Consider the following 22,194-nt stretch of genomic DNA (forward strand, 5'->3'; position numbering starts at 1 on the left):
AGCTATTCCCGCCCGCGACGGTCCGCGCCGCGTCACCCGCACGCCCCGTCACGACAGCAGCCTTGCGTTCACCACCGCCCCGCCCCGCGTCAGCCGCACCGCGTCGCCGATCTCGGCGTCGAGCACCGGACGCGCCTGCTCCTTGTCCCAGAAGGTCGAGAGAAAATTGTACAGGTTGCGCGCGTACAGCGCCGCGGCATCGGCCGCGAGCCGCGACGCCACGTTGCGATGGCCGATGATGCGCACGCCGTGCCGCGTCACCGTCTCGCCCGCCACCGCGCCCTCGACGTTGCCGCCCTGCTCCACCGCCAGATCGACCAGCACGCTGCCGGGCCGCATCGTCGCGAGCTGCGCGTCGCTGACCAGCCGCGGCGCGGCGCGGCCGGGGATCAGCGCGGTGGTAATGACGATGTCCTGCTTGGCGATGTGCGCCGATACCAGCTCGGCCTGCGCCTTCTGATAGTCGGGCGACATCTCGCCGGCATAGCCGCCGCTGCCCTCGCCCTCGATACCCGCCACCGCCTCGACGAACACCGGCTTGGCGCCGAGCGACTGGATCTGCTCGCGCGTCGCCGAGCGGACGTCGGTGGCGGAGACCTGGGCGCCGAGCCGGCGCGCGGTGGCGATTGCCTGCAATCCGGCGACGCCGACGCCCATCACGAACACCTTGGCGGCGGAGACCGTCCCCGCCGCGGTCATCATCATCGGGAAAGCGCGGCCATAGGCGGCAGCGGCGTCGATCACCGCCTTGTACCCGGCGAGGTTTGATTGCGACGACAGCACGTCCATCGACTGCGCGCGCGTGATCCGCGGCATCAGGTCCATCGCCAGCGACTCCAGCCCGGCGGCGGCATAGGCCTCGACCCGCGCGCGGCCGCCGTCCGCGAACGGCGCCATGATCGCCACCACCCAGGCTCCCGGCGCCACCCCGGCGAGCGAATCGGGGTTGGGCGGCTGCACCGCCAGCACGATCGCCGCTCCCGCGAGCGTGGCGGTGCGGTCTCCGAGCGCGGCGCCGGCAGCGGCGTAATCCGCGTCCGCGATCGTCGCCCCTGCGCCGGCGCCCGCCTCCACGGCGACGGCGGCACCGAGCGCGATGAACTTGCGGACGGTCTCGGGCGTGGCAGCGACTCGATGCTCGCCGGGCGCCTGCTCGCTGACGACCGCGATCTTCACGCGGCGCTTACGCGATCAGCCAGATGACGAAGAAGGCGAGGATGAAACAGGCCACGGCGCCGTACTTCAGCAGACCGATCATGCCGGAATAGGTCGCCTCGTGCGCCTTGATGTCACCGCGCTCCGCGCCACTCTCCGCCATTTTTTTTCCTCGTTGTGCTGGCTGCCTTCGGTGCCAGCGTAGTTGCGTCATCCCATGGAGGCAATATCACTCGTCCGAGCTTAAGCCCGCCTTTACTCACCACGGTTAGGCGATAGGCAGGTAGCCACGGGACAGTTAGGCCGGACATGACGCGCAACGGACAACGTCTGCTGATGCTGATCGACGAGGACGCCGCGCAGCGTCGCGTCGTCGCGACACTTGCCGCGCGCGGCGGATGGCGCGTGGTGTTCGCGGACGATCCCGCCGCGGCGGTGGCGACGCTCGCCACCCCGGACGGCATGCAGCTCGACGCGATCCTGCTGGATCCCGGCCATGCCGGCTGGGATCCGGCGCGGCTGATCGGCGAACTGCGTGCCTATCGCGCGCAATTGCCCATTCTGATGCTCACCGCCGAGGCTTCGGTGGCGCAGGCGGTGGATGCGATGCGCGCGGGCGCGACCGACTATCTGGCCAAGCCGCTCGCGCCCGAGCGGCTGCTTCAGGCGCTCGAGCGCGCGGTCGCGGCCAATGCGGCGGGCGAACTGCGCCCGCTGACCGAGAAGATTCCGGCGATGCTGGGGTTCGACGAGATCATCGGCACCGCGCCCGAGTTCCGCGCCGCGCTGGCGATCGCGGCCAAGGCAGCGCGCGCGCGCGTGCCGGTGCTGATCGAGGGCGAGAGCGGCGTCGGCAAGGAAGTGGTCGCCGAGGCGATCCACGCCGCCAGCCCGCGCGCCGCGGCGCCGCGGGTCACGCTCAACTGCGGCGCGGTGTCCGCCAATCTGATCGAGAGCGCGCTGTTCGGGCACGAGGAAGGCGCCTTCCCCGGCGCGTTCCAGCGCAAGACCGGGCGGATGGTGGAGGCCGATGGCGGCACCCTGTTCCTCGACGAGGTGGATCACCTGCCGCTCGATGCGCAGCGCCGGCTGCTCGCCGCGCTCCAGTCGGGCGAGGTGCTGCCGCTGGGCGGGCGCCACCCGCGCGCGGTCGACGTGCGCGTGATCGCCGCCACCAACAAGCGCCTGCTCGACGAGGTCGCCGCCGGGCGGTTCCGCGAGGATCTGTGCTACCGCCTCAACGCGGTGTCGGTGGTGATCCCTCCGCTGCGCGAGCGCGCCGGCGACATTCCCGCGCTCGCGCGCCATCTGCTCGAGCGGATCGCCACCCAGCCGGGCCTGCGCCAGCTCGAGATCAGCGACGACGCGGTGATGCTGCTGATGAGCTACGACTGGCCGCACAACGTGCGCCAGCTGCAGGACGTGCTGTTCCGCGCCGCGGTGCTGTGCGAGGGCGACACGCTGACCCGCGCCGACTTCCCGCAGATCGCGGCGCTGGGTCAGCGCGGCGTGCGCAGCGCCGGCCGCGGCGTCGAGGCGAGCGGCGTGCCGCTGTTCCGGCCGGACGGCCATCTGCGCACGATCGACGAAATCGAGGCCGACCTGATCCGGCTCGCGATCACGCATTATCGCGGGCGGATGACCGAGGTGGCGCGCCGTCTCGGGATCGGCCGCTCGACGCTGTATCGCAAGCTCGGCGAGCTCGGCATCGACAGCGCCGCCTGAGCGCTCACCCGGCCGCGAGCATCTCCGCCACCTTGGCGGTGAGCGCCTGCATCGTGAACGGCTTGGTGAGCAGCTCCATGCCGGGCTCGAGATGCCCGCCGCCGACCGCGACATTCTCGGCGTAGCCGGTGACGAACAGCACCCGCAGCCCGGGGCGCAGCGCGCGCGCGGCGTCCGCGACCTGGCGGCCGTTGAGCCCGCCGGGGAGCCCGACGTCGGTGATCAGCAGGTCGATCGTCGCGTCCGAGCCGAGCACGTTGAGCCCGGCGGCACCGTCCGCCGCGCCGATCACGGCATAGCCCGCGTCCTCCAGCACCTCGTCGATCAGGTGGCGGATCGTCATCTCGTCGTCGACCACCAGGATCGTCGCGCCGCGCGCCGCCGGTTCGACCTCGGCGACGCTCACCTCCTCGCCCACCGCGGCGGCGCCGGCGTGGCGCGGCAGGTAGATCGTGATCGTGGTGCCCAGCCCCGGCGCCGACTCGATCCGCACCTGCCCGCCCGACTGGCGCGCGAAGCCGTAGATCATCGACAATCCCAGCCCGGTGCCCTGCCCGATCGGCTTGGTGGTGAAGAACGGCTCGAACGCACGCTCGACCGTCTCGCGTGCCATGCCCGTGCCGGTGTCGCTCACCGCCACCGCCAGATAGGGGCCGGCGCCGAGTTCGAGCTCGCGTGCGTCCGTCTCGTCGAGCCAGCGGTTGGCGGTGGCGATCGTCAGCCGGCCGCCGTCGGGCATCGCGTCGCGCGCGTTGATCGCGAGATTGAGGATCGCGCTCTCCAGCTGGGTGGCGTCGATCATCGCGGTCCACAGCCCCGGCGCGGCATCCACCACGATCGCGCTGGTCGGCCCGATCGATCGCTGCAACAGCTCCTCCATCCCGGCGATCAGCCGGTTGACGTCGGTCGGGCGCGGGTCGAGCGTCTGGCGGCGCGAGAAGGCGAGCAGGCGTTGCGTCAGCGCGGCGGCGCGGCGGCTGGCGCCCTGCGCCGCGAGCAGGAAGCGATCGATGTCGTCGTGGCGCCCGCGCGCGAGCCGCGCCTGGATCAGCTCGAGATTGCCCATCACCCCGGTGAGCAGATTGTTGAAGTCGTGCGCCAGCCCGCCGGTGAGCTGGCCGACCGCCTCCATCTTCTGCGCCTGGCGCAGCTGGCCCTCGGCGAGCGCAAGCGCGGCGGCCTGCGCCTTCTCCTCGGTGGCGTCGCGCCCCACCGCGATGATCTTGCCGTCGCCCGGGCCGGCCGCCCAGACGATGTCGCGGTAGCTGCCGTCACGATGGCGATAGCGGTTGTCGAATCGCGCAAACGCCTGGCCCGCGCCGATCCCGGCCGCGGCGGCGCGCGTGGCGTCGAGATCGTCGGGATGGACGAAGCCGAAGATCGGCCGGCCGAGCAGCTCGAACTCGGCCCAGCCGAGCACGCGCGTCCATGCCGGGTTGACCGCCTCGATCGTGCCGTCGAGCCCCGCCACCAGCATGATGTCCGACGACAATTGCCACAGCCGGTTGCGATCGGCGGTGCGCGCCGCGACCTCCTGCTCGAGCGTGGCGTTGAGCCGCTCGAGCTCCTGCTGCGCCTGCCAGCGCGCGGTCTCGTCACGCGCGATCTTGATGAAGCCGCGCTCCTGCCCCTGCGCGTCGGCGGGCAGCGGGTGGACCGAGCCGTTGAGGAACACGCGCGTGCCGTCGCGGCGCAGGTGCCAGCGCTCGTCGGGCGCGCAGCCGTCGCGCGCGGCACCGGTGATCTCGCGCACGTCGGCGCCGGCGGCGCGGTCCTCGGGGGTGAAGATCATCGCCGCGGGCTGGCCGATCGCCTCGTCCGGCGTCCAGCCCAGCACCGCCTCGGCGCCCGCCGACCAGCTGGTGATCACCCCGCCCGTGTCGGTGGTGAAGATCACATGGTCGCGCGCGCCCTCGATCACGAGCCGCAGCCGCTCCTCGCTCTGGCGCAGCGCGGCATCGCTCAGCACGCGCTCGGTGGTCTCGTTGGTGAAGATGAACAGGCCGGCGATCGCGCCGTCCGGATCGAGGATGCGTGAATAAGAGAAGGTGAACCAGGTATCGGCCTGGCCGCGATCGGTGTCGAGCTTCCACGGCAGGTCGGTGAAGCGCTGGCTGCGCCCGGCAAAGGCATCGTCGATGATCGGCTTGGCCTGCGCCCAGGCGTCCGCCCAGACGGTGCGGAACGGTGCCCCCATCGCCCAGGACAAACGCGGCCCGAGCAGCGGGAAATAGGTCTCGTTGAAGAAGAAGGTAAGCTCCGTCGCGCCCCAGCACAGGATCATCGACTCGGGCGAGTTAAGCACCGTGCTCAGCGTCGCCTTGAGCGCCTCGGGCCAGTCGGCGGGAGCACCGAGCGGATGATCGCTCCAGTCGCGCGCGAGGATCAGCTCGGTCGCTCGGCCGCCGCCGGCAAGAAAACGCAGCGGCGCGGGCAGCGCCGCGGGATCACGGTAAACGTCGGAGATCATGCGCCGATCGCGTTAGCCGCTGAGTGATCGCATGAAAACCGTCGGCGGCGACGCACGGGGCGTGCTAGCGAGACGGGATGAGCCTGCCCGATCTGTTCCTCGCCGCGCCGCAGTCTCCCTCGCTGGAGGCCGCGCTGGCGCAGCGCTTCACGCTCCACCGCGGCACCCCGCCCGCGACGACGCGCGCGGTGGTGGGCGGCGGCTCGCTGCGCTGGTCCGCGGCGGACTGCGACCGACTGCCCGCGCTCGCGATCGTCGCGATCCACGGGGTGGGACATGACGGGGTCGACCTCGCCGCGGCGCGCGCGCGCGGGATCCGGGTCACCATCACCCCGGACGTGCTGACCGACGACGTCGCCGATCTCGCGCTGGCGCTGTGGCTCGGTGTGGAGCGCGCGGTGGTGGCGAACGACCGCGCGGTACGCGACGGCGGCTGGTCGGTGCCGCTGGCGCGCCGCGCGACCGGGCGCCGCATCGGCATTTTCGGGCTCGGCCAGATCGGCCGCGCGATCGCCGCACGCGCTGCCCCGTTCGCGGGCTGGATCGGCTATTGCGCGCGCTCGGCCAAGGACGTTGCGTACGAGCGGCTGCCCGGTATCGGCGCGCTGGCGGCGGCGAGCGACGTGCTGATCCTCGCCGCTCCCGGCGGCGCCGCGACCGAGCGGGTGGTGGACCGCGCGGTACTGGAACGGCTCGGCGCGGACGGTGTGCTGGTCAACGTCGCGCGCGGCAGCCTGGTCGACGAGCCGGCGCTGATCGCGGCGCTGGAGCAGCGCGTGATCGCCGGCGCGGGGCTCGACGTGTTCGCGGACGAGCCGGACGTGCCCGCCGCATTGCGGGCGCTGCCGCAGGTGGTGCTGGCGCCGCACCAGGGCAGCGCGACGCGCGAGGCGCGCGCGGCGATGGAGGCACTGGTGCTCGCCAATCTCGACGCCTGCTTCTCGGACGCGGCGTTGCCCAACGCGATCGTCTGAGACGCCGGGGCGGTCGCGTGCGGCCCTAGCGCTCCACGGCGGGGCCCGCCTCATGATGGACGAAGCCGACATAGCCCGCCGCCGCCGCGAGCAAGGCGTGGAGCCAGATATCGTTGCCGTAGAGCGGCACCAGCCCGAAGAGCGTGTCCGCGCCCGGTACCAAGCCGGCGATCGTCAGCACCGCGTAGATCACCGCCACGCTCCTGGCATACAGGCGCGCGCCGGCGACCCCGCGCGCCGCCGCGAGGCCCCACAGGCCGAACAGAAGATGGACCAGATTGTGGAGCACGTTGACCGGGAACAAGCCGAGCGCGAGCCGTGACGCACCGGTCACCGCCACCCCGGGATGGACGTGCTCGGGGGACAGGCCGGGAATGAACCCAGCGAGCCCGGCGAGGAGGAAGACGACGCCGTAGAGCGTCGCGAAGCTGCGTACCGTCATGCTGCCTGCCTCTCGTTTCCGCCGCGCCGTTGCCATCGTCGGCGGCCGGCGTCGCTCAACCCGCGCCGGCACTGCGCGTCCAATACGCCCGAGTGACCCGCTAAGTGCCTGCGTCCTAACGTGAGTTTTGGAGAAATCCGGGTCGGAGGCGGCGCCGCCACGGCGGGTGACGCTCCGCTTGCCCCTGCGCGTGCGGGATGCGACACCAGCGCCCGGGTGTCCGCCGTGCTTCGGCGCGCGGGCAGGTTCTCGCGCTGGTCGGGCCGCCCAGCGCTCGACCACCCGTGCCGGAGCCCACCTGTGTCCCCTCTCCTTCCCGAGCCTGCCGCGCTCGTGCGCCGCACCAGCGCGCTGCGTCACTTCCTCGCCAGCCAGGCCGCGGGCGGTATCGTCCTGATCGGCGCGGCGATGCTGGCGCTGCTGCTCGCCAACTCGCCGCTCGCCCCCGGCTATGCCGCGCTGCGCCATGCCGCGCTCGGGCCGCTGCCGCTCGAAGCCTGGATCAACGACGGGCTGATGGCGGTATTCTTCCTGCTCGTCGGGCTCGAGATCAAGCGCGAGACGCGGCACGGCCAACTCGCCAGCTGGCCGCGCCGGCTCCTCCCCGGCATTGCCGCGGCGGGCGGGATGGCGGCGCCCGCCTTGCTCTATCTGGCACTCAACCGCGGCGGCGCCACGGCGGGGTGGGCAATCCCCGCCGCCACCGACATTGCGTTCGCGCTCGGCGTCGTCGCGCTGCTCGGCGATCGGGTGCCCGGGTCGCTCCGCGTCTTCCTCGCCGCGCTGGCGATCATCGACGATCTCGGCGCGGTGATGATCATCGCCTTCTTCTACACCGGCGCGTTGGCGCTGCCCTATCTTGCCGGGGCGCTTGCGGTGCTGGCGCTGCTCGTCGCGCTCAACCGCGCGCGCGTGCGCCGGCTGACGCCCTATCTGCTGCTCGGCGTGCTGCTGTGGGGGCTGGTGCTGCGCTCGGGCGTGCACGCGACCCTGGCGGGCGTGATGCTCGCCTTCACCATCCCCGCGCACGGCGCGACCGACGCGGAGGGCGCGCCGCTGCACCGGCTCGAGCACGCGCTCCATCGCCCGGTCGCCTTCGTCATCCTGCCGCTGTTCGCGCTTGCCAACGCGGCGGTGCCGCTGCTCGGCCCGCCCGCGGGCGCGCTCACCGCGCCGGTGACGCTCGGCGTGGCGGCGGGGCTGGTGCTCGGCAAGGTGGCGGGTGTGTTCGGCCTCGCCGCGCTGGCGGAGCGCGCGCGCGTCGCCGACCTGCCCGCGCAGGCGAACTGGGCGCAGCTGCTCGGGGTCGCGATGCTGTGCGGGATCGGCTTCACGATGAGCATCTTCATCACGCTGCTGGCGTTCCCCGCGCAACCGCTGCTCCAGGCGGAGGCCAAGCTGGGCGTGCTGGCCGGATCGCTGCTGTCGGGCGTGGCCGGCTATGCCGTGCTGCGCGGTGCCGCCCACCGCGCCCGGATCGTTCGTGACGCCGGATGGTTGTCCTGTCACGACGGCGCGGGAGAGCGACGATGCGACACGACGACCATGGCGACCAGAGCTTCGGCAAATCGGGGGTGAAGATCCGCGGCGGGCTGATCTATCTCGCGTTCCTGCTGGCGAGCAGCATCGGCATCCTGTTCTACGCCGGCGACGTGATCTAGGCCGCTTCGCTTCGCGCCACCGCCTGGACGATTTCGATCCCGTCGCGGTCGAACCGCGCCGCGGTCAGCACCCCGGTGTCGTACACGCCGGTGTCGAGCCCGATGCGATGCGCCAGCACAATGGGCCGGTCGCTCGTCCAGGTATGGCCGTGCACCACCAGCGTCTCGGCGGGACGCGGGTGATCGAGGAACGGGTCGCGGATCCACAGCAGGTCGTCGCGCACCTGGTCGCGAAGCGCCACGCCCGGGCGCACCCCGGCGTGCGCGAAGACGACGTCGCCGATCCGCACCATCGGCTCGAGCCGCTGCAACAGTGCGTTATGCGCAACGGGCATCACGTCGAGCAGCCGGTCGCGCAACACGACCAGCGTCGCGGGGTCATCATATCGCTCGGGAACATCGACGCCATAGGAGCGCAGCGTCTCGCTGCCACCATAATCGAGCCAGCGGCCATGGTCCGCCGGGCGTTCGAGGAACAGGCGGAACATCGCCTCGTGATTGCCTTCGAGCAGGCGCAGCTCGACCGAGCTGGATCGCGCCAGCCAGACCAGCGCGGCCAGCACCTCCGCCGAGCGCGGGCCGCGATCGACATAGTCACCGCACAGCACCAGCACCGGCGCGGCGCCCGGCGCGCGCACTGCCGCGTCCTCCGCTACCCAGGCCAGCAACGCGCGGAGCTGGTCGTAGCAGCCGTGGACGTCGCCGATCGCGTAGAGCAGGCGGTTGCCGGTACGAAGGCCGGAGGGGGACGCGTGCGTCTCCCGCCGCAGCGTGATCATCGCCATCCGCGCGGGCGGTCGAGCTCGGTGTCGGCGTCGGCTGCCAGCGTGCGCAGGTCCGCGCCGATCATGCCGTACAGCCGCAGCGCCTCGCGCGGCCGGTCGCGTCCGACGCGACGCGCGCGCAGCCATTCGTCGCGATAATCGCGCAGCAGCCGCGCGCTGACGCCCTGCTGGGTCGCCTCGGCATAAGCGTCCGCCACCGCGCCGTCGGCGTCGTACAGCCGCGCGCCGGCGCAGGAGATGTCGTCGAGGCAGCCATCGTCCCAGCGTCGCACCTGCTTCACCGCACCGCGGCGCGTGTCGGGCAGCGCGCGCACGGTCGACGGCACGCGCGGGGCCAGGGCGTAGGCACGCGGACGCGGCACGGCGGCGGCAGGTTGCGCCGCCATCGTCTCCGGCTCGGGCTCGGGCTCGACGGCAGGCGCGCGCGCGGCAAGGACAGGAGCCGGGGTGACCGCCGGCACGACCTCGGGCGGGAGCGACGGCGCCACGGCGGGGCGAGGTGCCGCCGCCACGTGCGACTGCACCGCACGGGTGGAGCGTGCGTCCGGCGTCACCGGCGTGACGGCGCTGGTGCCGAGCAGGACGCCGGCGGCGACCGCGACGGCCAGTCCGGCACCGCCGAGCGCGACAAGGTGACGCCGCCGGCGTGGCCGCGCGGCGGCGTAGCGCGGCGGCGGCGACGCGGTGTCGGGACGCACGCTGGTGCCGAAGATAGCGGCCATGTCCGCGGCCACATCGGCGCGGCGCGGCTTCGCCCTGTCGCGATTTAACTCACTCATCAAACTACCCTTTCCGCGGCGACCCTGACGCAACGCCAGTGAACGGGCGCTGTATCCGGCGGGCTGGGCGGCTGGTGGCGCGGCATCGCGGCGCGCTCCCCGGCTGGAGCCGCGAAAGGGAGAGGTGCCCGCGTCATACCGCGCCGTCCTCCGGCGTCGGTTGCCGCCTCCACCCGCGCGGCTCAGAAAGCCGGCAGCACCGCGCCTTTGTAGGTCGTCTCGATGAACCCCTTCGTCGCCGGGCTACGCAACGCCGCCACCAGCTTGCGCACGCGCGGGTCGTCGGCGCTGCCGGGGCGGCCGACGAGATAATTGACGTAGGGCGAGTCCTTGTCCTCGATCGCGAGCGCATCGCGCACCGGGTTGAGCTTGGCGTCGAGCGCGTAATTGGTGTTGATCAGCGCGAGATCGACCTCGCCCAGCACGCGCGGCAGCGTCGCCGCCTCCAGCTCGCGGAACTGCAGCCCCTTGGGGTTGCTGGCGATGTCGCGGATCGTGGCGAGCGGGTCGGCCGGGTTCCTCAGGCGGATCAGCCCCGCCTTCTGGAGCAGCTGGAGCGCGCGCCCGCCGTTGCTCGGCTCGTTGGGAATCGCCACGCTGGCGCCCTGCGGCAGCTGCGCCAGCGTCTTCCAGCGGCGCGAATAGGCCCCGAGCGGCTCGACGTGGACGCCCGCGATCGGCACCAATTTGGTCCCGCGCTCGCGGTTGAACTGGTCGAGATAGGGCTTGGTCTCGAAGTAATTGACGTCGATCTGGCCCTGGTCGACCTGGAGGTTGGGCTGGACGTAATCGTTGAACACCCGCACCTTGAGGGTCACGCCCTCCTTCGCCAGCACCGGCTTCACCTGCGCAAGGATCTCGGCGTGCGGCACCGCGGTGGCGGCGACGGTGAGCGTCGCGCCATCGCTCTTGCCGGCGCCCCCGCCCCCGCCGCAGGCGGCGAGCAGCAGCGCGGGGAGCGTGGAAAGCAGCAGGCGGCGGTCGATCATATCGGTCCTCAGCGGTGGTCGAGCCGGCGCGTCAGCGCGTCGCCGCCCCATTGGAGAAGCTGCACCAGCGCCACCAGCAGCACGACGGTGACGAGCATCACGTCGGTCTGGAAGCGCTGATAGCCATAGCGGATTGCGAGGTCACCGAGCCCGCCGGCGCCGACCACCCCCGCCATCGCGGTGAAGGAGACGAGCGCCACTGCGGTGACGGTCGCGCCCGAGACCAGCCCGGGGAGCGCCTCGGGCAGCAACGCGCGCGTGACGATCTGCCAGCGCGTCGCCCCCATCGCCTGCGCCGCCTCGATCGTGGCGCGCGGGATCTCGCGCAGCGCCTGCTCGACCAGCCGCGCGTAAAAGGGCGCGGCGCCGACCACCAGCGGCGGGATCGCGCCGGCGACGCCGAGCGAGGTGCCGACCAGCAGCAGCGTCAGCGGGATCATTACGATCAGCAGGATCACGAACGGGATCGAGCGCAGCACGTTGACCACCACGCCCGCAACACGGTTGAGCCAGCGCCGCTCGGCGAGTTGGCCGCGATCGGTGAGGAACAGCAGCACGCCGAGCGGCACGCCCAGCACGATCGTCAGCGCCAGCGAGGCGCCGAGCATCACCAACGTGTCGCGGGTCGCGACCGCGATGTCACCCCACACCACATTGCCGAACCAGCCGCTCACGCCGCCTCGCCCAGCAGCGCCAGCGTGGCGGCGTGGCGCGCATCGCCGAGCACGGCGTCAGTCGCGCCGCTCTCCACCACGCGCCCGCGGTCGATCACCGCGACGCGGTCGCAGATCGCGCGCACCACCGAGAGTTCGTGCGTGATCAGCACGACCGTCAGCCCCAGCTCGCGGTTGAGCTCGCCCAACAGCGCCAGCACCGAGCGCGTCGTCTCCGGATCCAGCGCACTGGTCGCCTCGTCGCACAGCAGGATGTCGGGCCGGGTGGCGAGCGCGCGCGCGATGCCGACGCGCTGGCGCTGCCCGCCCGACAGCCGCGCCGGATACACGCCCGCCTTGTCCGCCAGCCCGACCCGCGCGAGCAGCTCGGCGACGCGCGCGTCCTGTTCGGCGCGGGGGACACCGGCGAGCTCGAGCGGGAGCGCGACATTGCCCGCGACGGTGCGGTTGGCGAGCAGCCCGAACGACTGGAAGATCATGCCGACGCGTCGCCGCAGCGCGCGCAGCCCGGCGGCGTCGAGCGTCGACAAAGCCGCGCCGTCGACGCGCACCTCGCCCGCGCTTGCGCGCTCCAGCCCGTTGAGCAGCCGCAGCAGTGTCGACTTGCCCGCGCCCGATCGACCGATCACCCCGAACACCGACCCGCGCGGCACCGCCAGCGTCACCTCGTCGAGCGCGAGCGTGCCGTCGGGGAAGGTCTTGGAGACGCGCTCCAGCGCGATCATGCGGTGCCCATCACCTGCGCGGCGAACCGCTCCATCTCTTCCGCCTGCGGGCTCATCTGGAGCAGCAGCAGGTCGAGCCCGGCCGCCTCATATTCCGCAATCCGCTCCTTCAGCTGCTCGGGCGTGCCGACCAGATTAGGGCGCAGCCCGCGATTGGAGACGGCATATTCCTGGAGCTTGAGCTCGCGCTCCAGCTGCGTGCCCGACAGCCACTGGTCGAAATTGGCATAGCCCGCGGGCAGCTCGGCGACCGTGGTGATCCGCTCCAGCTCGCGCTTGGCCTCGGCCTCGCTGTCGCGCACGATCGCATAGGCGGCCATGCCGTACTGCATCGGCGCGCCGCCCGCGGCGTCGCGGCGCGCGCGCATGTCCGCGATCTTGGGCGCGATCGCGGCGGTGGGGTCGCCGTGCATGACATAGGCGTCGCACTGCGCCGCGATCATCGCCTTGGCCTTCTCGCTCTCGCCGCCGGCGTAGACGGTCGGGCGCTTGACCGGCTTGGGCGCGCAGATCGCCTCCTCCGTGCGGTAGAAGTCGCCCGCGAAGCTGAAGCGCTCCTCGGTCCACAACCCGTCGACCACGCGCAGCCACTCGCTGGTGCGCGCGTAGCGGTCGTCGTGCTGGTCGAACTGTAGACCGTACTGGCGTGCCTCGTCCGCCCACCAGCTCGACACGACGTTGAGCGCGAGCCGCCCTCCCCCGATCCGGTCGATATTGGCCGCCGCCTTGGCGAACAAGGCGGGGTGGTGGAAATTGGGGCGGACCGCGACCATCAGCTCGATCGTCTCGGTCACCGCGGCCAGCGCCGCGGCGGTCGACCAGGCGTCGAGCGCGGGCTGGTCGATGCCCTTGATGTCGTTGAGGTTCAGCTCGGCAATCAAAGTAAGGTCATAGCCCCAGCGCTCGGCGCTCCGGGTGAGATCGCGGGTATAGTCCCAGGTCGCGGCCATGCCCTCGTCGGGGACGTTGCGCAGCCAGCCGCCGAAGACGGGGGTCCAATAACCGTATCTCACGCGCGTGCCTCTAGCAGCCGCTGGGCCAGCCAGTCGACCAGCCGCTCGTGCGGGTCCCAGCCCAGCACATGGAGCGGGTCGGCGACGAAGTTGGAGAGCGCATTGATGTCGTAGAAACGCGAGGTCCCGTCGCGGTCGTCGACCAGCAGCTCGACCCCGCCAACGTCGATGCCCGCGCGCTGCACGATCGCCTCGGCCGCTGCGATCGTGGCGGCGTCGGGCTCGACGCGCGACATTGTCACGCTCGGGCGGCCGGGGATTGCACAGGCGTCGGCGGGGCACAGGTCGAAGCTGCCGCCGCCGTCGACCGCGATGGCGTAGAGATAGCGCCCGCCGAGCGTCTCGACGCGCGTGATTGTGCCGCCGCGCGTCGGCGCATATTCCTGCGCCAGCAGCACGCGGTCGATGCTGTCGGGCACGCTGCCCTCCGCGACCGCAGCGGCGAGCGCGGCGGCGTCGTCGTAGCGCGCGATCCCCGCGCCCGAGCCGCCGATGTTCGCCTTGACCACGATCGGGAAGCGCAGCGCCGCCGCGGCGGCGGGCAGGTCCGCGGCGCGGTGGACGACGCGGGTGGCGGGAATGGCGAGCCCCAGCCCGGCGATCAGCGAGAGCTGCCGCGCCTTGGACGAGTCGATCGCCAGCGCGGCGGCGCCGTTGAGCACGCGCGCGCCGCGCGACTCCCAATGCGCCAGCGCCGCGGCGGCGTGGAAGATCGGATGCTCGGCCGCGCGCAGAAAGCTCGACATCGCGATGCGGTTAAACACCAAAGGCGAGGGCGCCGCACCGGCGGGATCGAAGGCGAAGCCGTCGGCATGCACCGCGTCATAGCCGATGCCGCGACGATCGAGCGCGGCGAACAGCGGGCGGAACCACTGCGGGTGCTCGTAGAGGATGGTGAGATCGGTCATATGGTCCTGGTCAGACATAGCGCGCTAGCGGAAGCAAGGCGGCGCTGGCGGCAAATTTCGGCTTGGTGAAGCGGTAGCTGGGCTTGGGGGAGAAAGCCCGAGTGGGACGATCTCTCCCTTGCAGTGAGGAAGGAGCGCGCTCTCGCAACGGCGCGCCCGCTGCGCCTCACACCGTCACGCCGGCGCGTCCGGCGAGTTCGACGACATAATGCCATGCCACGCGCCCCGAGCGGCTGCCGCGCCGGGTCGCCCATTGCACCGCCTCAGCCGGATCGAAGGTGAGGCCATAGCGCTCCGCATAAGCACGCACGATCGCAAGGTACTGCTCCTGGTCGACGGCGTGGAAGCCGAGGCTGAGGCCGAACCGGTCGGCAAGCGCGAGCTGGTCGTCGTCGGCGTCGCGCGGGTTGATCGCGCGCTCGGCGACCGCATGCTCGCGCACCACCAGGTGGCGGCGGTTGGCGGTCACGAGCAGCCGCGCGTTCGCCGGCCGCGCCTCCGCGCCGCCCTCCAGCAGCGAACGCAACGCGCGCGCATCGGCGATGTCGTCGACGCCGAGATCGTCGACGAAGATCGCATAGGCCCGCGCGCATCCCGCGACCGCGTCGAAGAGCCGTGGCAGCGTCGCGACGCGCTCCGCCGGCACTTCGACCAGCGCGAGCGCGCCCCCCGCCGCCTGCACCGCGCCCACGGCGGCCTTGACCAGCGCCGACTTGCCCGTACCGCGCGCACCCCACAGCAGCACGTCCTGCGCGGCATGCCCCGCCGCCAGCCGCTCGAGATTGGCCATCAAAGCGGCGCGCTGCGCGCCCACGCCCTGCAGCAGCGCGAGGTCGAGCGGGGCGAAGCCGCGTGCCGCGATCAACACGCCGTCGCGCCACACATACGCGGGGTGCGCCAGCGGGTCGGCGGCGACGGGCGGCGGCGGCGCGAGCCGCTCCAGCGCGGCGGCGATACGGTCGAGCGGGTCCATCGGTGCGGGCTAGCGGCGCGGGCGCGGCGGCTCAAGCGCGCCGCGCTCGCCCGCTCGGTGACGCCGCCGATCGCTCACGCGCCGCACTGCGACGCCGACGTGATCCTGCGCTTCATCATTAATCCCCTTCAAGATGGAACAGTTGCGCGCCGGAGCCCGATTGTCGCACCGCACCATGGGCCGTATGGGACCTAAGCGCCCGTCGAGGTGTTGTCACGACGAAGCGGGCGCGCTGAGCGCGCCCCGGGGGAAAGGGAACAGCGTTGACCGAGATCGTGCCGGTGATCCTCTCGGGTGGATCGGGTACCCGCCTGTGGCCGATGTCCAGGCCCGAGAAGCCGAAGCAGTTGCTGGCGCTCACCGCGGAGCAGACGATGCTCCAGCTCACTGCCGCGCGCGCGCACGGCGACGCCTTCGCCGCGCCCGTGGTCGTCGCCAACGCCGCGCACGCCGACGAGGTGGAAGCGCAGCTCGCCGGCATCGGCGCGGCACCGCAGGCGCTCATCCTTGAGCCGACCGGGCGCAACACCGCGCCCGCGATCGCGCTCGCCGCGCTCACCGCACAGGGGAAAAGCCCGCTGCTGGTGATGCCCTCGGACCATGTCATCGCCGATCGCGAGGCGTTCCATGCCGCGATCCACGCCGCGCTGCCGCTGGTGGAGGACGGCTGGCTGGTGACCTTCGGAGTCACCCCGGACGCACCCGAGACGGGCTATGGCTATATCAAGGTGGGCGACGAGATCGCGTCGGGCGTGCACCGCGTCGCGCGCTTCGTCGAAAAGCCCCAGCGCGACGTCGCCGAGGCGATGGTGGCGGCGGGCGATCACGCGTGGAACGGCGGCATCTTCCTGTTCTGCGCGGACGCCTATCTCACCGCGCTGGAGACGCACCGACCCGACATCCTGGCGGCGGTGAAGCAGTCGCTCGATGGCGCGCGGCGCGACGGCGTGCGTATCTTCCCGGATGCGGCGGCCTTCGCCGCCTCGCCGTCCGACTCGATCGACTATGCGGTCATGGAGAAGGCGGACCGCGTCGCCGTGGTGCCGGTGGCGATGGGCTGGAACGACGTCGGCAGCTGGGACGCGCTCCACGCGATCAGCGCGGGGGACGCGGGCGGCAATGTCGTCGCAGGCGAGGTGATCCTGCTCGATTCGCGCAACTGCCTGGTGCGCAGCGACGGCGCCAAGGTGGCGATGGTGGGGGTCGAGGATCTGATCGTGGTCGCCAGCGGCAACGACATCCTGATCCTGCCGCGCGGTCGCAGCCAGGACGTCAAGCTGCTGCTCGAGGCAATGAAGGGCTGATCGCACGGCGCGGCTGGCTGGCCGCTCACCCGACGACCAGCCGCGCCCAACACGCCGCCAGCCCCGCACAGCCGAGCAGCAATTGCGGCACGCGCAGCCGCGCGAAATGCGCGGGCGCGTCGCCGCGCAGCGCGGCACGGCGATCGAGCAGCGCCGCCAGCGCGTAGCCGACGGCGAGCAACGCCGTGTCGAGCACGACGAAGGGCAGTACCAGCGCGAGCCCGGCGATCGTGACATAGGCCACCGCCGCGGTGAGCTCGGCGGCGGTCGACGCCTCGGTGCGGGCGAAGCCGAAGCCACGTCGCACCCCGCCGATGAACGAGAGGATCAGCGCGCCCCACACGATCGCGCACCGGATCGCGACTCCTGCCCAGGCCTCAGGCAGCAGCCAGGCCCCGATCCCTGCGGCGACGAGCGGCAGCATCGGGCCATAGCCGAAGATGAGGCTGTCGACGGGGATGCGGGCATCGCTCGGACGGGGTGCGCTATGGGCCATCGCCCCCGAACGCGCGAGCCGGCGATCGGTCGCGCGACGATCTCGCGGGCGTGCCTGCGGGTGCGGTGACCCGTCGAGAGCTTGGCCTGTAGCCGCGCGTGCTCGCGCGAGCCGTCCACCCTGCGCAGCCGCAAGTGACGCGCGCCTGGCCCCCCTGACGCTGACCCTCGCCCGTAACCTCAACGCCTGCCCCGACGCGATGCAGGAACGCCGCGCATGCCGCCCCGGCGGCCAGCTTCGCACGAAACGGCACGGCTCTTGCTGATGATCGGGCGCACCCGTTCACCAGCGCCCGGAGCCTGTCTTGACCACGATCGCGAGCCTGCTGCTGACCACCGCCCCCGGCGCGCTGGCGAGCCCCGGCGCCCCCGCCGGCGAGTCGCTCGCCGCGGGCGCGGCCGGCCGCGCCAAGCTGACGGCGACGGGCGGCAGCTTCCTCGACCTCGTCGTGCCCTCCGGCGACATCACGACCGCGCCGCTCGCCGGCGAGCGGCAGCCGCTTGCCGCTGCCGGCATCGTCTTGCCGACCGCGGCACCGGCGACCGTTGCCGCCCCGGCGTCCGCCGATGCGCTCGCCTGGCTCGCCGACGCGACCGGGCTCGACGTGCCGCCAGCGCCCGTCGTGATGGAGGCGCAGGCGGACGCCACCCCGGCGCCGATCGCGCCGCGCGCGACCGCGCTGTTGCCGCAGGCCGCGCTGCGCGCCCGCGCGGCGGTGGCGATCCCAGTCGCGCCCGACGCCTCGCCCACCGCCGACGACGAGGCCGATCCGCTGGCTGAAGCCAAGTCGGCCACGTCGACGGAGACGTCCGGCACGATCGCCCTCACAGCGGACGCAGCGCCAGCCGACATCGCACTGCCGACGACCGACGCCGCTATCACCGACGCGCACCCGGCGGCGCCGGTCGATGCCGCACCCCCGCCTCCGCAGGCGGCGCCGCTGGCAGCACTGCCCGTCGCGGCGGATCCATCCGCGTCGGCGTCCGCACGTGTCACGCTCATCGAAACGTCGGCGGCGGCGCCCGTGGGTGCGCCGGCACGGTCGGATGGGGTGGCGACCGCCAGGCGCGCGTCAGGGTCGCCGCATGCCGCCGCCGCCGGGCCCGGTGCGGCGTCTGTCGTGGACACCGCCGACTCGCCCGCATCGTCGCCCGCCGTCGCCGGCGCCGCGGCGTCACCGCTGACGCCGGACAGCGCCGAGGCAGCTGCGCCCCTCACCGCTCCCGCCTCGCTCATCGACAAGGTGTCGGCGCGCGTACCGGGTTCCGGGTCGCCCGATCCTCGATCGGCCGCGACGGGCACGCCGCTGTCGCCCCCGTCGTCGCCGGCGCGCCAGTCGCCCGCTGGCGTGCCGACCACGTCGCGTGCCGGGGCGCCCGACCCGAGGCGCGCGACCGAGCCGTCGGACCCAGCGCAGCGCGTGCCGGGCTCGGCCCGCGAGGGGGCGCCGATCACCATTGCCGGCGCCGCCGAGGCGGGTCGCCCTGCCCGTCCGGCCGCCGCTACGGTCACGCCGGCCGAACCGACGTCCACCCGCCCAGCCGGCGCCACAGCGGCACCGGCCCGCACCGCCGCGACACCGCTCCCGCGGGGCGAGAGCCCGACGATCGCCGTCGACATCGAGGGCGCGCCGAGCTCTGCGGCGATCGTCCCGCTGCCAGTCGCCGGCGCACCTGCTGTGGCACGACCGGTTGCGTCCGCCACCGTTACGAGCCCGGCGACCGGGACGCTTGGGTCGCCTGAACGGCCGCTCGCCGACGCGGCGACCCTCGCGCCGGCCGCCACCGACACCCGGGCGCCCGACAGCATCGCGACACGCGCGCCCGCTGCGGCGGCACCCGCTCCGGTGATCGCCGCCGCCGCCCCGGCGCGAGTCGATGCGCCGCTCGTCGCGGTCGTTACTCCGGCCGCCGTCGTGAGCCCCGCCGCCGCGCCAGTGTCGGTCGCTGCCCCGGCCATCACGGCGCCGCCCACCGCCGAAGTCCTTGTCGGCCAGGCCGCTGCCGCCGCGCCCATTGGCGCCGCCGCGCCGGCGCTCGACACCGGCGCGGCTGGTCGCGAGCCGGCGCTTGCCGCGCGAGTCGCTACTGCCGCGCCGCCCGCCGCCTCGCCCCCGATCGCGACCGCGGCGCGGACCTTCGCCGACGCGATCCACCGCGCGATTACCGCCGACGAGCCGGTCGCGACGACCGAGCCGCAGCCCACCGCCGCGCTCGCCCAGCGGGCTACCGGCGCGATCACCGCCGCCGCGGTCGCCGCGCCGCAGCCCGCCAACCAGCAGCCGCTCGACATGACGCATGGGCGCTGGCCCGAGGCGATGATCCATCGCATCGAGATGCTGCGCGACATGGCCGATGCCAATGACATGCGCATCCGCGTCGTGCCTGACGCGCTCGGCGCCATCGACGTCTCGCTGCGGCGCGACGGCGACACGGTGCAGGTCCAGCTCGTCGCCGAGCAGGCGCAGACGCGCGCGTTGCTCGCCGAAGCGCAGCCGCGGTTGCAGGAGATGGCGGAGCAGCGCGGCATCAAGCTGCAGCAAAGCAACCCGGCGCAAACCGGCGGCGGCAATGCCGGCGGCAATGCGTCGCCGCAGCAGGGCGGGTCGCAACAGCCCGCGGCGGGCGGATCGCCACATTCCTCCCATGCGCAGCAACACGGACAGGCGGCGGGCCAGCAGCCCGAACGCCACCAGCCGCAGCAGCAGCAGCGCGCCGCGCCGCCGCGCGCGCCCACCGCGCGCCGCGCCGCCGACGCGGCCACCACCGACGACCGTATCGCCTGAACCGAGGAACTGACCGATGAGTGACACCGAAGCTGCCGCGCCCAAGAAGAAGGGCAAGATGAAGACGATCCTGGTCGGCGTCGTCGGCGTCGTCGTCCTGCTGGGCGGCGGCGTCGGCGCCGGCCTGTACGCCGCCAACTCCGGGCTGGTCGGCGGCGGCGGCGCCGCGCACCCCGCGCTCAAGGAGGATCCCAACAAGCCCCATCTCGTCCCCAAGAGCGAGCAGAAGCGCGCCGGCGAGGGCGGCGAAGGGCACGAGGGCGGCGAGGGCGACCATGGCGGTGGCGAGAGCGCCGAGGGCGGCGAAGCCAAGAGCGACGAGCACGGCGAGGCCACGCCCGAGGGTCACGGCGGCGAGCCCTATGCCTCCAATTATTACGCGATGGAGAAGGAGTTCACCTCCAACCTCCAGGACTCGGTGCATTTCGTCCAGGTCGGCGTGGCGGTGTCCACGCCCTATGACGAGAAGGTCATCAGCAACCTGAAGACCAACGATATCGCGATTCGTTCGGCGATTCTGATGACGCTCGGCGACACGACCGAGGATCAGGTGTTCACCAGCGCGGGCAAACAGCAGCTGCAGAAGCGGCTCGTCACGGCGATCAACCAGACTCTCCGCGAAAAAGAGGGTTTTGGCGGCATCAGTAACGTCTACTTTACCAACTTCGTGGTTCAGTGACCGGGCATGGTTAACGAGCCCGACCTCTCCGACTTCGGCCTGGAGCCCGACGCCACCGAACGGCGCGGGCGCGGTCGCACCGACTCTCCCGTCGGCACGACCACGCTGGGCGCGGGGCCGGGAGCGGCGGGCAAGCTCCATCCGTTCGGCGACCTCCACACGCTGCAACACCTCTCGGCGCGCGCTGCGCGCGGGGTGCGACAGGTGTTCGAGGGCTATTGGCGCAGCGAGACGCGCACCTGGGCGGAGCCGCTCGAGGTGCTGCGTCTCGCCGACTATCGCGCCGCGCGCGGGGACAAGCTGACCGCCTATCTGCCGCTGACGATGGACGGCCGCCCGCTGCTGGTGGTGCTCGACTCGCAGTTCGTCGCCGAGCTGCTCGACCTGTTCTTTGGCGGCAATGGCGACGTCTCGCCGACGCTGGCGCTCGAATTCACTCCCGCGGCGGACGTGCTGGCGCAGCGCGTCGCCGCCGCGTTGGCGCGTACGCTGCAGAGCGCGTGGGAGCCGCTGGCGCGCGCGCGCTTCGGCGCGGAGCGGTGCGAGCTCGGCTCCAACCTGATCCAGGGCATCGAGGGTGACGAGGTGGTGGTGTGCACCCGCTTCGGCCTCGCCCGCGGCAGCGCCAAGCCGGCGTTCGTCGACGTGCTCTACCCGGTCGCCACGCTCAAGCCGCACACCGTCGCGCTCACCGGCAAGGTGGTGGCCAAGCCCGCCGAGGTCGACGCCGAGTGGCGCACTCAGCTGACCCGCGCCGCCATGGGCGTGCGGCTGCCGGTGCGCTCGGTGCTGGCCGAGCCGACCATCTCGCTCGCCAAGCTGATGGACCTGAAAGAGGGCGACGTCATCCCGATCAGCTTCGGCCCTGACGTGCCGATCGTGATCGGCGGCGTCGCGCTCGGCATGGGCACGGTCGGCACCTCCAACGGTCGCGCCGCGATCCGCATCTCCAAGCTCGAAGGACCCCTGCTATGAACGACATGACGAGCGGCTTCACGATCGACGCGGCGGTCGCCGCCAATCTGCGCATGCTCCAGGACGTCGACGTCAAGCTGACCGTGGAGATCGGCTCGACCACGCTGTCGCTGCGCGAATTGCTCGCGCTCGGCGAGTCCAGCGTGATCGAGCTCGACCGTCAGGCGGGCGAATTGCTGGATGTTCTGGTTAACGGCACGTTGATCGGACGCGGCGAAGTCGTCACGGTGGGCGACCGCTTCGGGGTGAAGATGACCGAGCTGGTCGCGCCCGAGAAGCGGGGCTGAAGGGCGACGCGACAATGATGTGGACCTATATCCTCAAGCTGGTGGTGCTGCTGCCGCTGGTCTGCGGCTTGATGATCGGGTGCCTGTATCTGTGGCGGCGGCTCGAGACGCGGCTGCCGGGCAAGACCGCGACCCGGATGATCGCGGTGCGCGAGACGATGATGATCTCACCCGGGCTGCGACTCGCGGTGATCGATTTCGAGGGCAGCCGCCTGCTCGTCTCGGTCGGGCGCGGCGGCGTGACCCTGGTCGACAAGACGCCCGCCACCGGCGAGGGCGCAGCCGCGCCGGCCGACCCGGTCGAGGCCGCGCGCGCGCTGGCGCGGGAGTTCCGCCGGTGAGCGGGGGTGATTTCGCGATTGCCACCCTCTCCTTCCGTCATCCTGAACTCGTTT

Annotated in this window: 23 protein-coding genes; 10 read left to right on the plus strand and 13 right to left on the minus strand. The window is 72.4% G+C overall.

Translation table 11 applies throughout. From position 1 onward, the window contains the following. Nucleotides 1-48: 48 nt before the first annotated feature. Both ACMGDM_RS05435 and ACMGDM_RS05440 read right to left on the minus strand, forming a co-directional pair. A complete protein-coding gene (locus ACMGDM_RS05435; RefSeq protein ID WP_436803081.1) occupies nucleotides 49-1,176 on the minus strand; it encodes an NAD(P) transhydrogenase subunit alpha in 1,128 nt (375 codons plus the stop codon). 7 nt (nucleotides 1,177-1,183) lie between these two features. Further along, nucleotides 1,184-1,318, minus strand: a complete 135-nt coding sequence (locus ACMGDM_RS05440) for an aa3-type cytochrome c oxidase subunit IV (RefSeq protein ID WP_436803082.1) — start codon at nucleotides 1,316-1,318, stop codon at nucleotides 1,184-1,186. A gap of 146 nt (nucleotides 1,319-1,464) precedes the next feature. Between ACMGDM_RS05440 and ACMGDM_RS05445 the strand changes: the two genes are divergently transcribed. Further along, nucleotides 1,465-2,880 (plus strand): sigma-54-dependent transcriptional regulator, encoded by a 1,416-nt coding sequence (locus ACMGDM_RS05445; protein ID WP_436803083.1) that lies wholly within the window; start codon nucleotides 1,465-1,467, stop codon nucleotides 2,878-2,880. Nucleotides 2,881-2,884: 4 nt separating this feature from the next. On the opposite strand, the gene ACMGDM_RS05450 is transcribed toward ACMGDM_RS05445, so the two are convergent. Further along, on the minus strand, nucleotides 2,885-5,350 hold the full coding sequence (locus ACMGDM_RS05450) for a PAS domain S-box protein (RefSeq protein ID WP_436803084.1): 2,466 nt from the start codon (nucleotides 5,348-5,350) through the stop codon (nucleotides 2,885-2,887). Between the two features lie 77 nt (nucleotides 5,351-5,427). Here ACMGDM_RS05450 and ACMGDM_RS05455 point away from each other — a divergent pair, with 77 nt between their 5' ends. Then, a complete protein-coding gene (locus tag ACMGDM_RS05455) occupies nucleotides 5,428-6,324 on the plus strand; it encodes an NAD(P)-dependent oxidoreductase (protein WP_436803085.1) in 897 nt (298 codons plus the stop codon). 25 nt (nucleotides 6,325-6,349) lie between these two features. Here ACMGDM_RS05455 and ACMGDM_RS05460 read toward each other — a convergent pair whose 3' ends face one another. Beyond that, nucleotides 6,350-6,766, minus strand: a complete 417-nt coding sequence (locus tag ACMGDM_RS05460) for a DUF4383 domain-containing protein (protein ID WP_436803086.1) — start codon at nucleotides 6,764-6,766, stop codon at nucleotides 6,350-6,352. A gap of 300 nt (nucleotides 6,767-7,066) precedes the next feature. Between ACMGDM_RS05460 and nhaA the strand changes: the two genes are divergently transcribed. Both nhaA and ACMGDM_RS05470 read left to right on the plus strand, forming a co-directional pair. Then, nucleotides 7,067-8,344 (plus strand): Na+/H+ antiporter NhaA, encoded by a 1,278-nt coding sequence (gene nhaA / locus ACMGDM_RS05465; RefSeq protein ID WP_436803087.1) that lies wholly within the window; start codon nucleotides 7,067-7,069, stop codon nucleotides 8,342-8,344. After that, nucleotides 8,296-8,427, plus strand: a complete 132-nt coding sequence (locus tag ACMGDM_RS05470) for a hypothetical protein (RefSeq protein ID WP_260158640.1) — start codon at nucleotides 8,296-8,298, stop codon at nucleotides 8,425-8,427. Before nhaA ends, ACMGDM_RS05470 begins: the two co-directional genes overlap by 49 nt. Here the strand turns inward: ACMGDM_RS05470 and ACMGDM_RS05475 are convergent. From ACMGDM_RS05475 to ACMGDM_RS05510, 8 genes are all read right to left on the minus strand, one after another. Further along, complete coding sequence (locus tag ACMGDM_RS05475; RefSeq protein ID WP_436803088.1) at nucleotides 8,424-9,212, minus strand: metallophosphoesterase family protein; 789 nt, start codon at nucleotides 9,210-9,212, stop codon at nucleotides 8,424-8,426. The genes ACMGDM_RS05470 and ACMGDM_RS05475 overlap by 4 nt on opposite strands. Further along, nucleotides 9,203-9,934, minus strand: a complete 732-nt coding sequence (locus ACMGDM_RS05480) for a hypothetical protein (protein WP_436803089.1) — start codon at nucleotides 9,932-9,934, stop codon at nucleotides 9,203-9,205. Before ACMGDM_RS05480 ends, ACMGDM_RS05475 begins: the two co-directional genes overlap by 10 nt. Nucleotides 9,935-10,173: 239 nt before the next feature. Continuing rightward, a complete protein-coding gene (locus ACMGDM_RS05485; protein WP_436803090.1) occupies nucleotides 10,174-10,980 on the minus strand; it encodes a MetQ/NlpA family ABC transporter substrate-binding protein in 807 nt (268 codons plus the stop codon). Between the two features lie 8 nt (nucleotides 10,981-10,988). Next, entirely contained in the window at nucleotides 10,989-11,654 is a 666-nt protein-coding gene (locus ACMGDM_RS05490; RefSeq protein ID WP_436803091.1) for a methionine ABC transporter permease, read from the minus strand. Next, nucleotides 11,651-12,379, minus strand: coding sequence for a methionine ABC transporter ATP-binding protein (locus ACMGDM_RS05495; RefSeq protein WP_436803092.1), 729 nt, complete (start codon nucleotides 12,377-12,379; stop codon nucleotides 11,651-11,653). The genes ACMGDM_RS05490 and ACMGDM_RS05495 overlap by 4 nt, the downstream gene beginning before the upstream one ends. Beyond that, nucleotides 12,376-13,392 (minus strand): LLM class flavin-dependent oxidoreductase, encoded by a 1,017-nt coding sequence (locus ACMGDM_RS05500; RefSeq protein WP_436803093.1) that lies wholly within the window; start codon nucleotides 13,390-13,392, stop codon nucleotides 12,376-12,378. The genes ACMGDM_RS05495 and ACMGDM_RS05500 overlap by 4 nt, the downstream gene beginning before the upstream one ends. Beyond that, nucleotides 13,389-14,300 carry an ATP-grasp domain-containing protein gene (locus tag ACMGDM_RS05505; RefSeq protein WP_436803094.1) on the minus strand — a complete coding sequence of 304 codons (912 nt, stop codon included), beginning with the start codon at nucleotides 14,298-14,300 and terminating at the stop codon, nucleotides 13,389-13,391. The genes ACMGDM_RS05500 and ACMGDM_RS05505 overlap by 4 nt, the downstream gene beginning before the upstream one ends. A gap of 166 nt (nucleotides 14,301-14,466) precedes the next feature. Beyond that, the gene (locus ACMGDM_RS05510) at nucleotides 14,467-15,273 is read right to left on the minus strand and encodes a DUF815 domain-containing protein (protein ID WP_436803095.1); all 807 of its coding nucleotides are present in this window, start codon (nucleotides 15,271-15,273) and stop codon (nucleotides 14,467-14,469) included. A gap of 263 nt (nucleotides 15,274-15,536) precedes the next feature. On the opposite strand from ACMGDM_RS05510, the gene ACMGDM_RS05515 reads away from it, so the two are divergent. Beyond that, nucleotides 15,537-16,577, plus strand: a complete 1,041-nt coding sequence (locus ACMGDM_RS05515; protein ID WP_436803096.1) for a mannose-1-phosphate guanylyltransferase/mannose-6-phosphate isomerase — start codon at nucleotides 15,537-15,539, stop codon at nucleotides 16,575-16,577. A gap of 25 nt (nucleotides 16,578-16,602) precedes the next feature. Here ACMGDM_RS05515 and ACMGDM_RS05520 read toward each other — a convergent pair whose 3' ends face one another. After that, nucleotides 16,603-17,073 carry a DUF3429 domain-containing protein gene (locus tag ACMGDM_RS05520; RefSeq protein ID WP_436803097.1) on the minus strand — a complete coding sequence of 157 codons (471 nt, stop codon included), beginning with the start codon at nucleotides 17,071-17,073 and terminating at the stop codon, nucleotides 16,603-16,605. 304 nt (nucleotides 17,074-17,377) lie between these two features. On the opposite strand from ACMGDM_RS05520, the gene ACMGDM_RS05525 reads away from it, so the two are divergent. The 5 genes from ACMGDM_RS05525 to ACMGDM_RS05545 are packed head-to-tail and all read left to right on the plus strand — an operon-like array spanning nucleotide 17,378 to nucleotide 22,140. Then, a complete protein-coding gene (locus ACMGDM_RS05525; RefSeq protein WP_436803098.1) occupies nucleotides 17,378-19,858 on the plus strand; it encodes a flagellar hook-length control protein FliK in 2,481 nt (826 codons plus the stop codon). 16 nt (nucleotides 19,859-19,874) lie between these two features. Continuing rightward, a complete protein-coding gene (locus tag ACMGDM_RS05530; RefSeq protein WP_436803099.1) occupies nucleotides 19,875-20,537 on the plus strand; it encodes a flagellar basal body-associated FliL family protein in 663 nt (220 codons plus the stop codon). Between the two features lie 6 nt (nucleotides 20,538-20,543). Continuing rightward, on the plus strand, nucleotides 20,544-21,512 hold the full coding sequence (locus ACMGDM_RS05535) for a flagellar motor switch protein FliM (protein WP_436803100.1): 969 nt from the start codon (nucleotides 20,544-20,546) through the stop codon (nucleotides 21,510-21,512). Continuing rightward, a complete protein-coding gene (fliN, locus tag ACMGDM_RS05540) occupies nucleotides 21,509-21,799 on the plus strand; it encodes a flagellar motor switch protein FliN (RefSeq protein WP_277982136.1) in 291 nt (96 codons plus the stop codon). The genes ACMGDM_RS05535 and fliN overlap by 4 nt, the downstream gene beginning before the upstream one ends. Before the next feature lie 14 nt (nucleotides 21,800-21,813). Beyond that, entirely contained in the window at nucleotides 21,814-22,140 is a 327-nt protein-coding gene (locus ACMGDM_RS05545; RefSeq protein WP_183921907.1) for a flagellar biosynthetic protein FliO, read from the plus strand. Nucleotides 22,141-22,194: the final 54 nt, after the last annotated feature.

It is taken from the genome of Sphingomonas larreae, assembly GCF_051400595.1.
Classification (GTDB): Bacteria; Pseudomonadota; Alphaproteobacteria; order Sphingomonadales; family Sphingomonadaceae; genus Sphingomonas.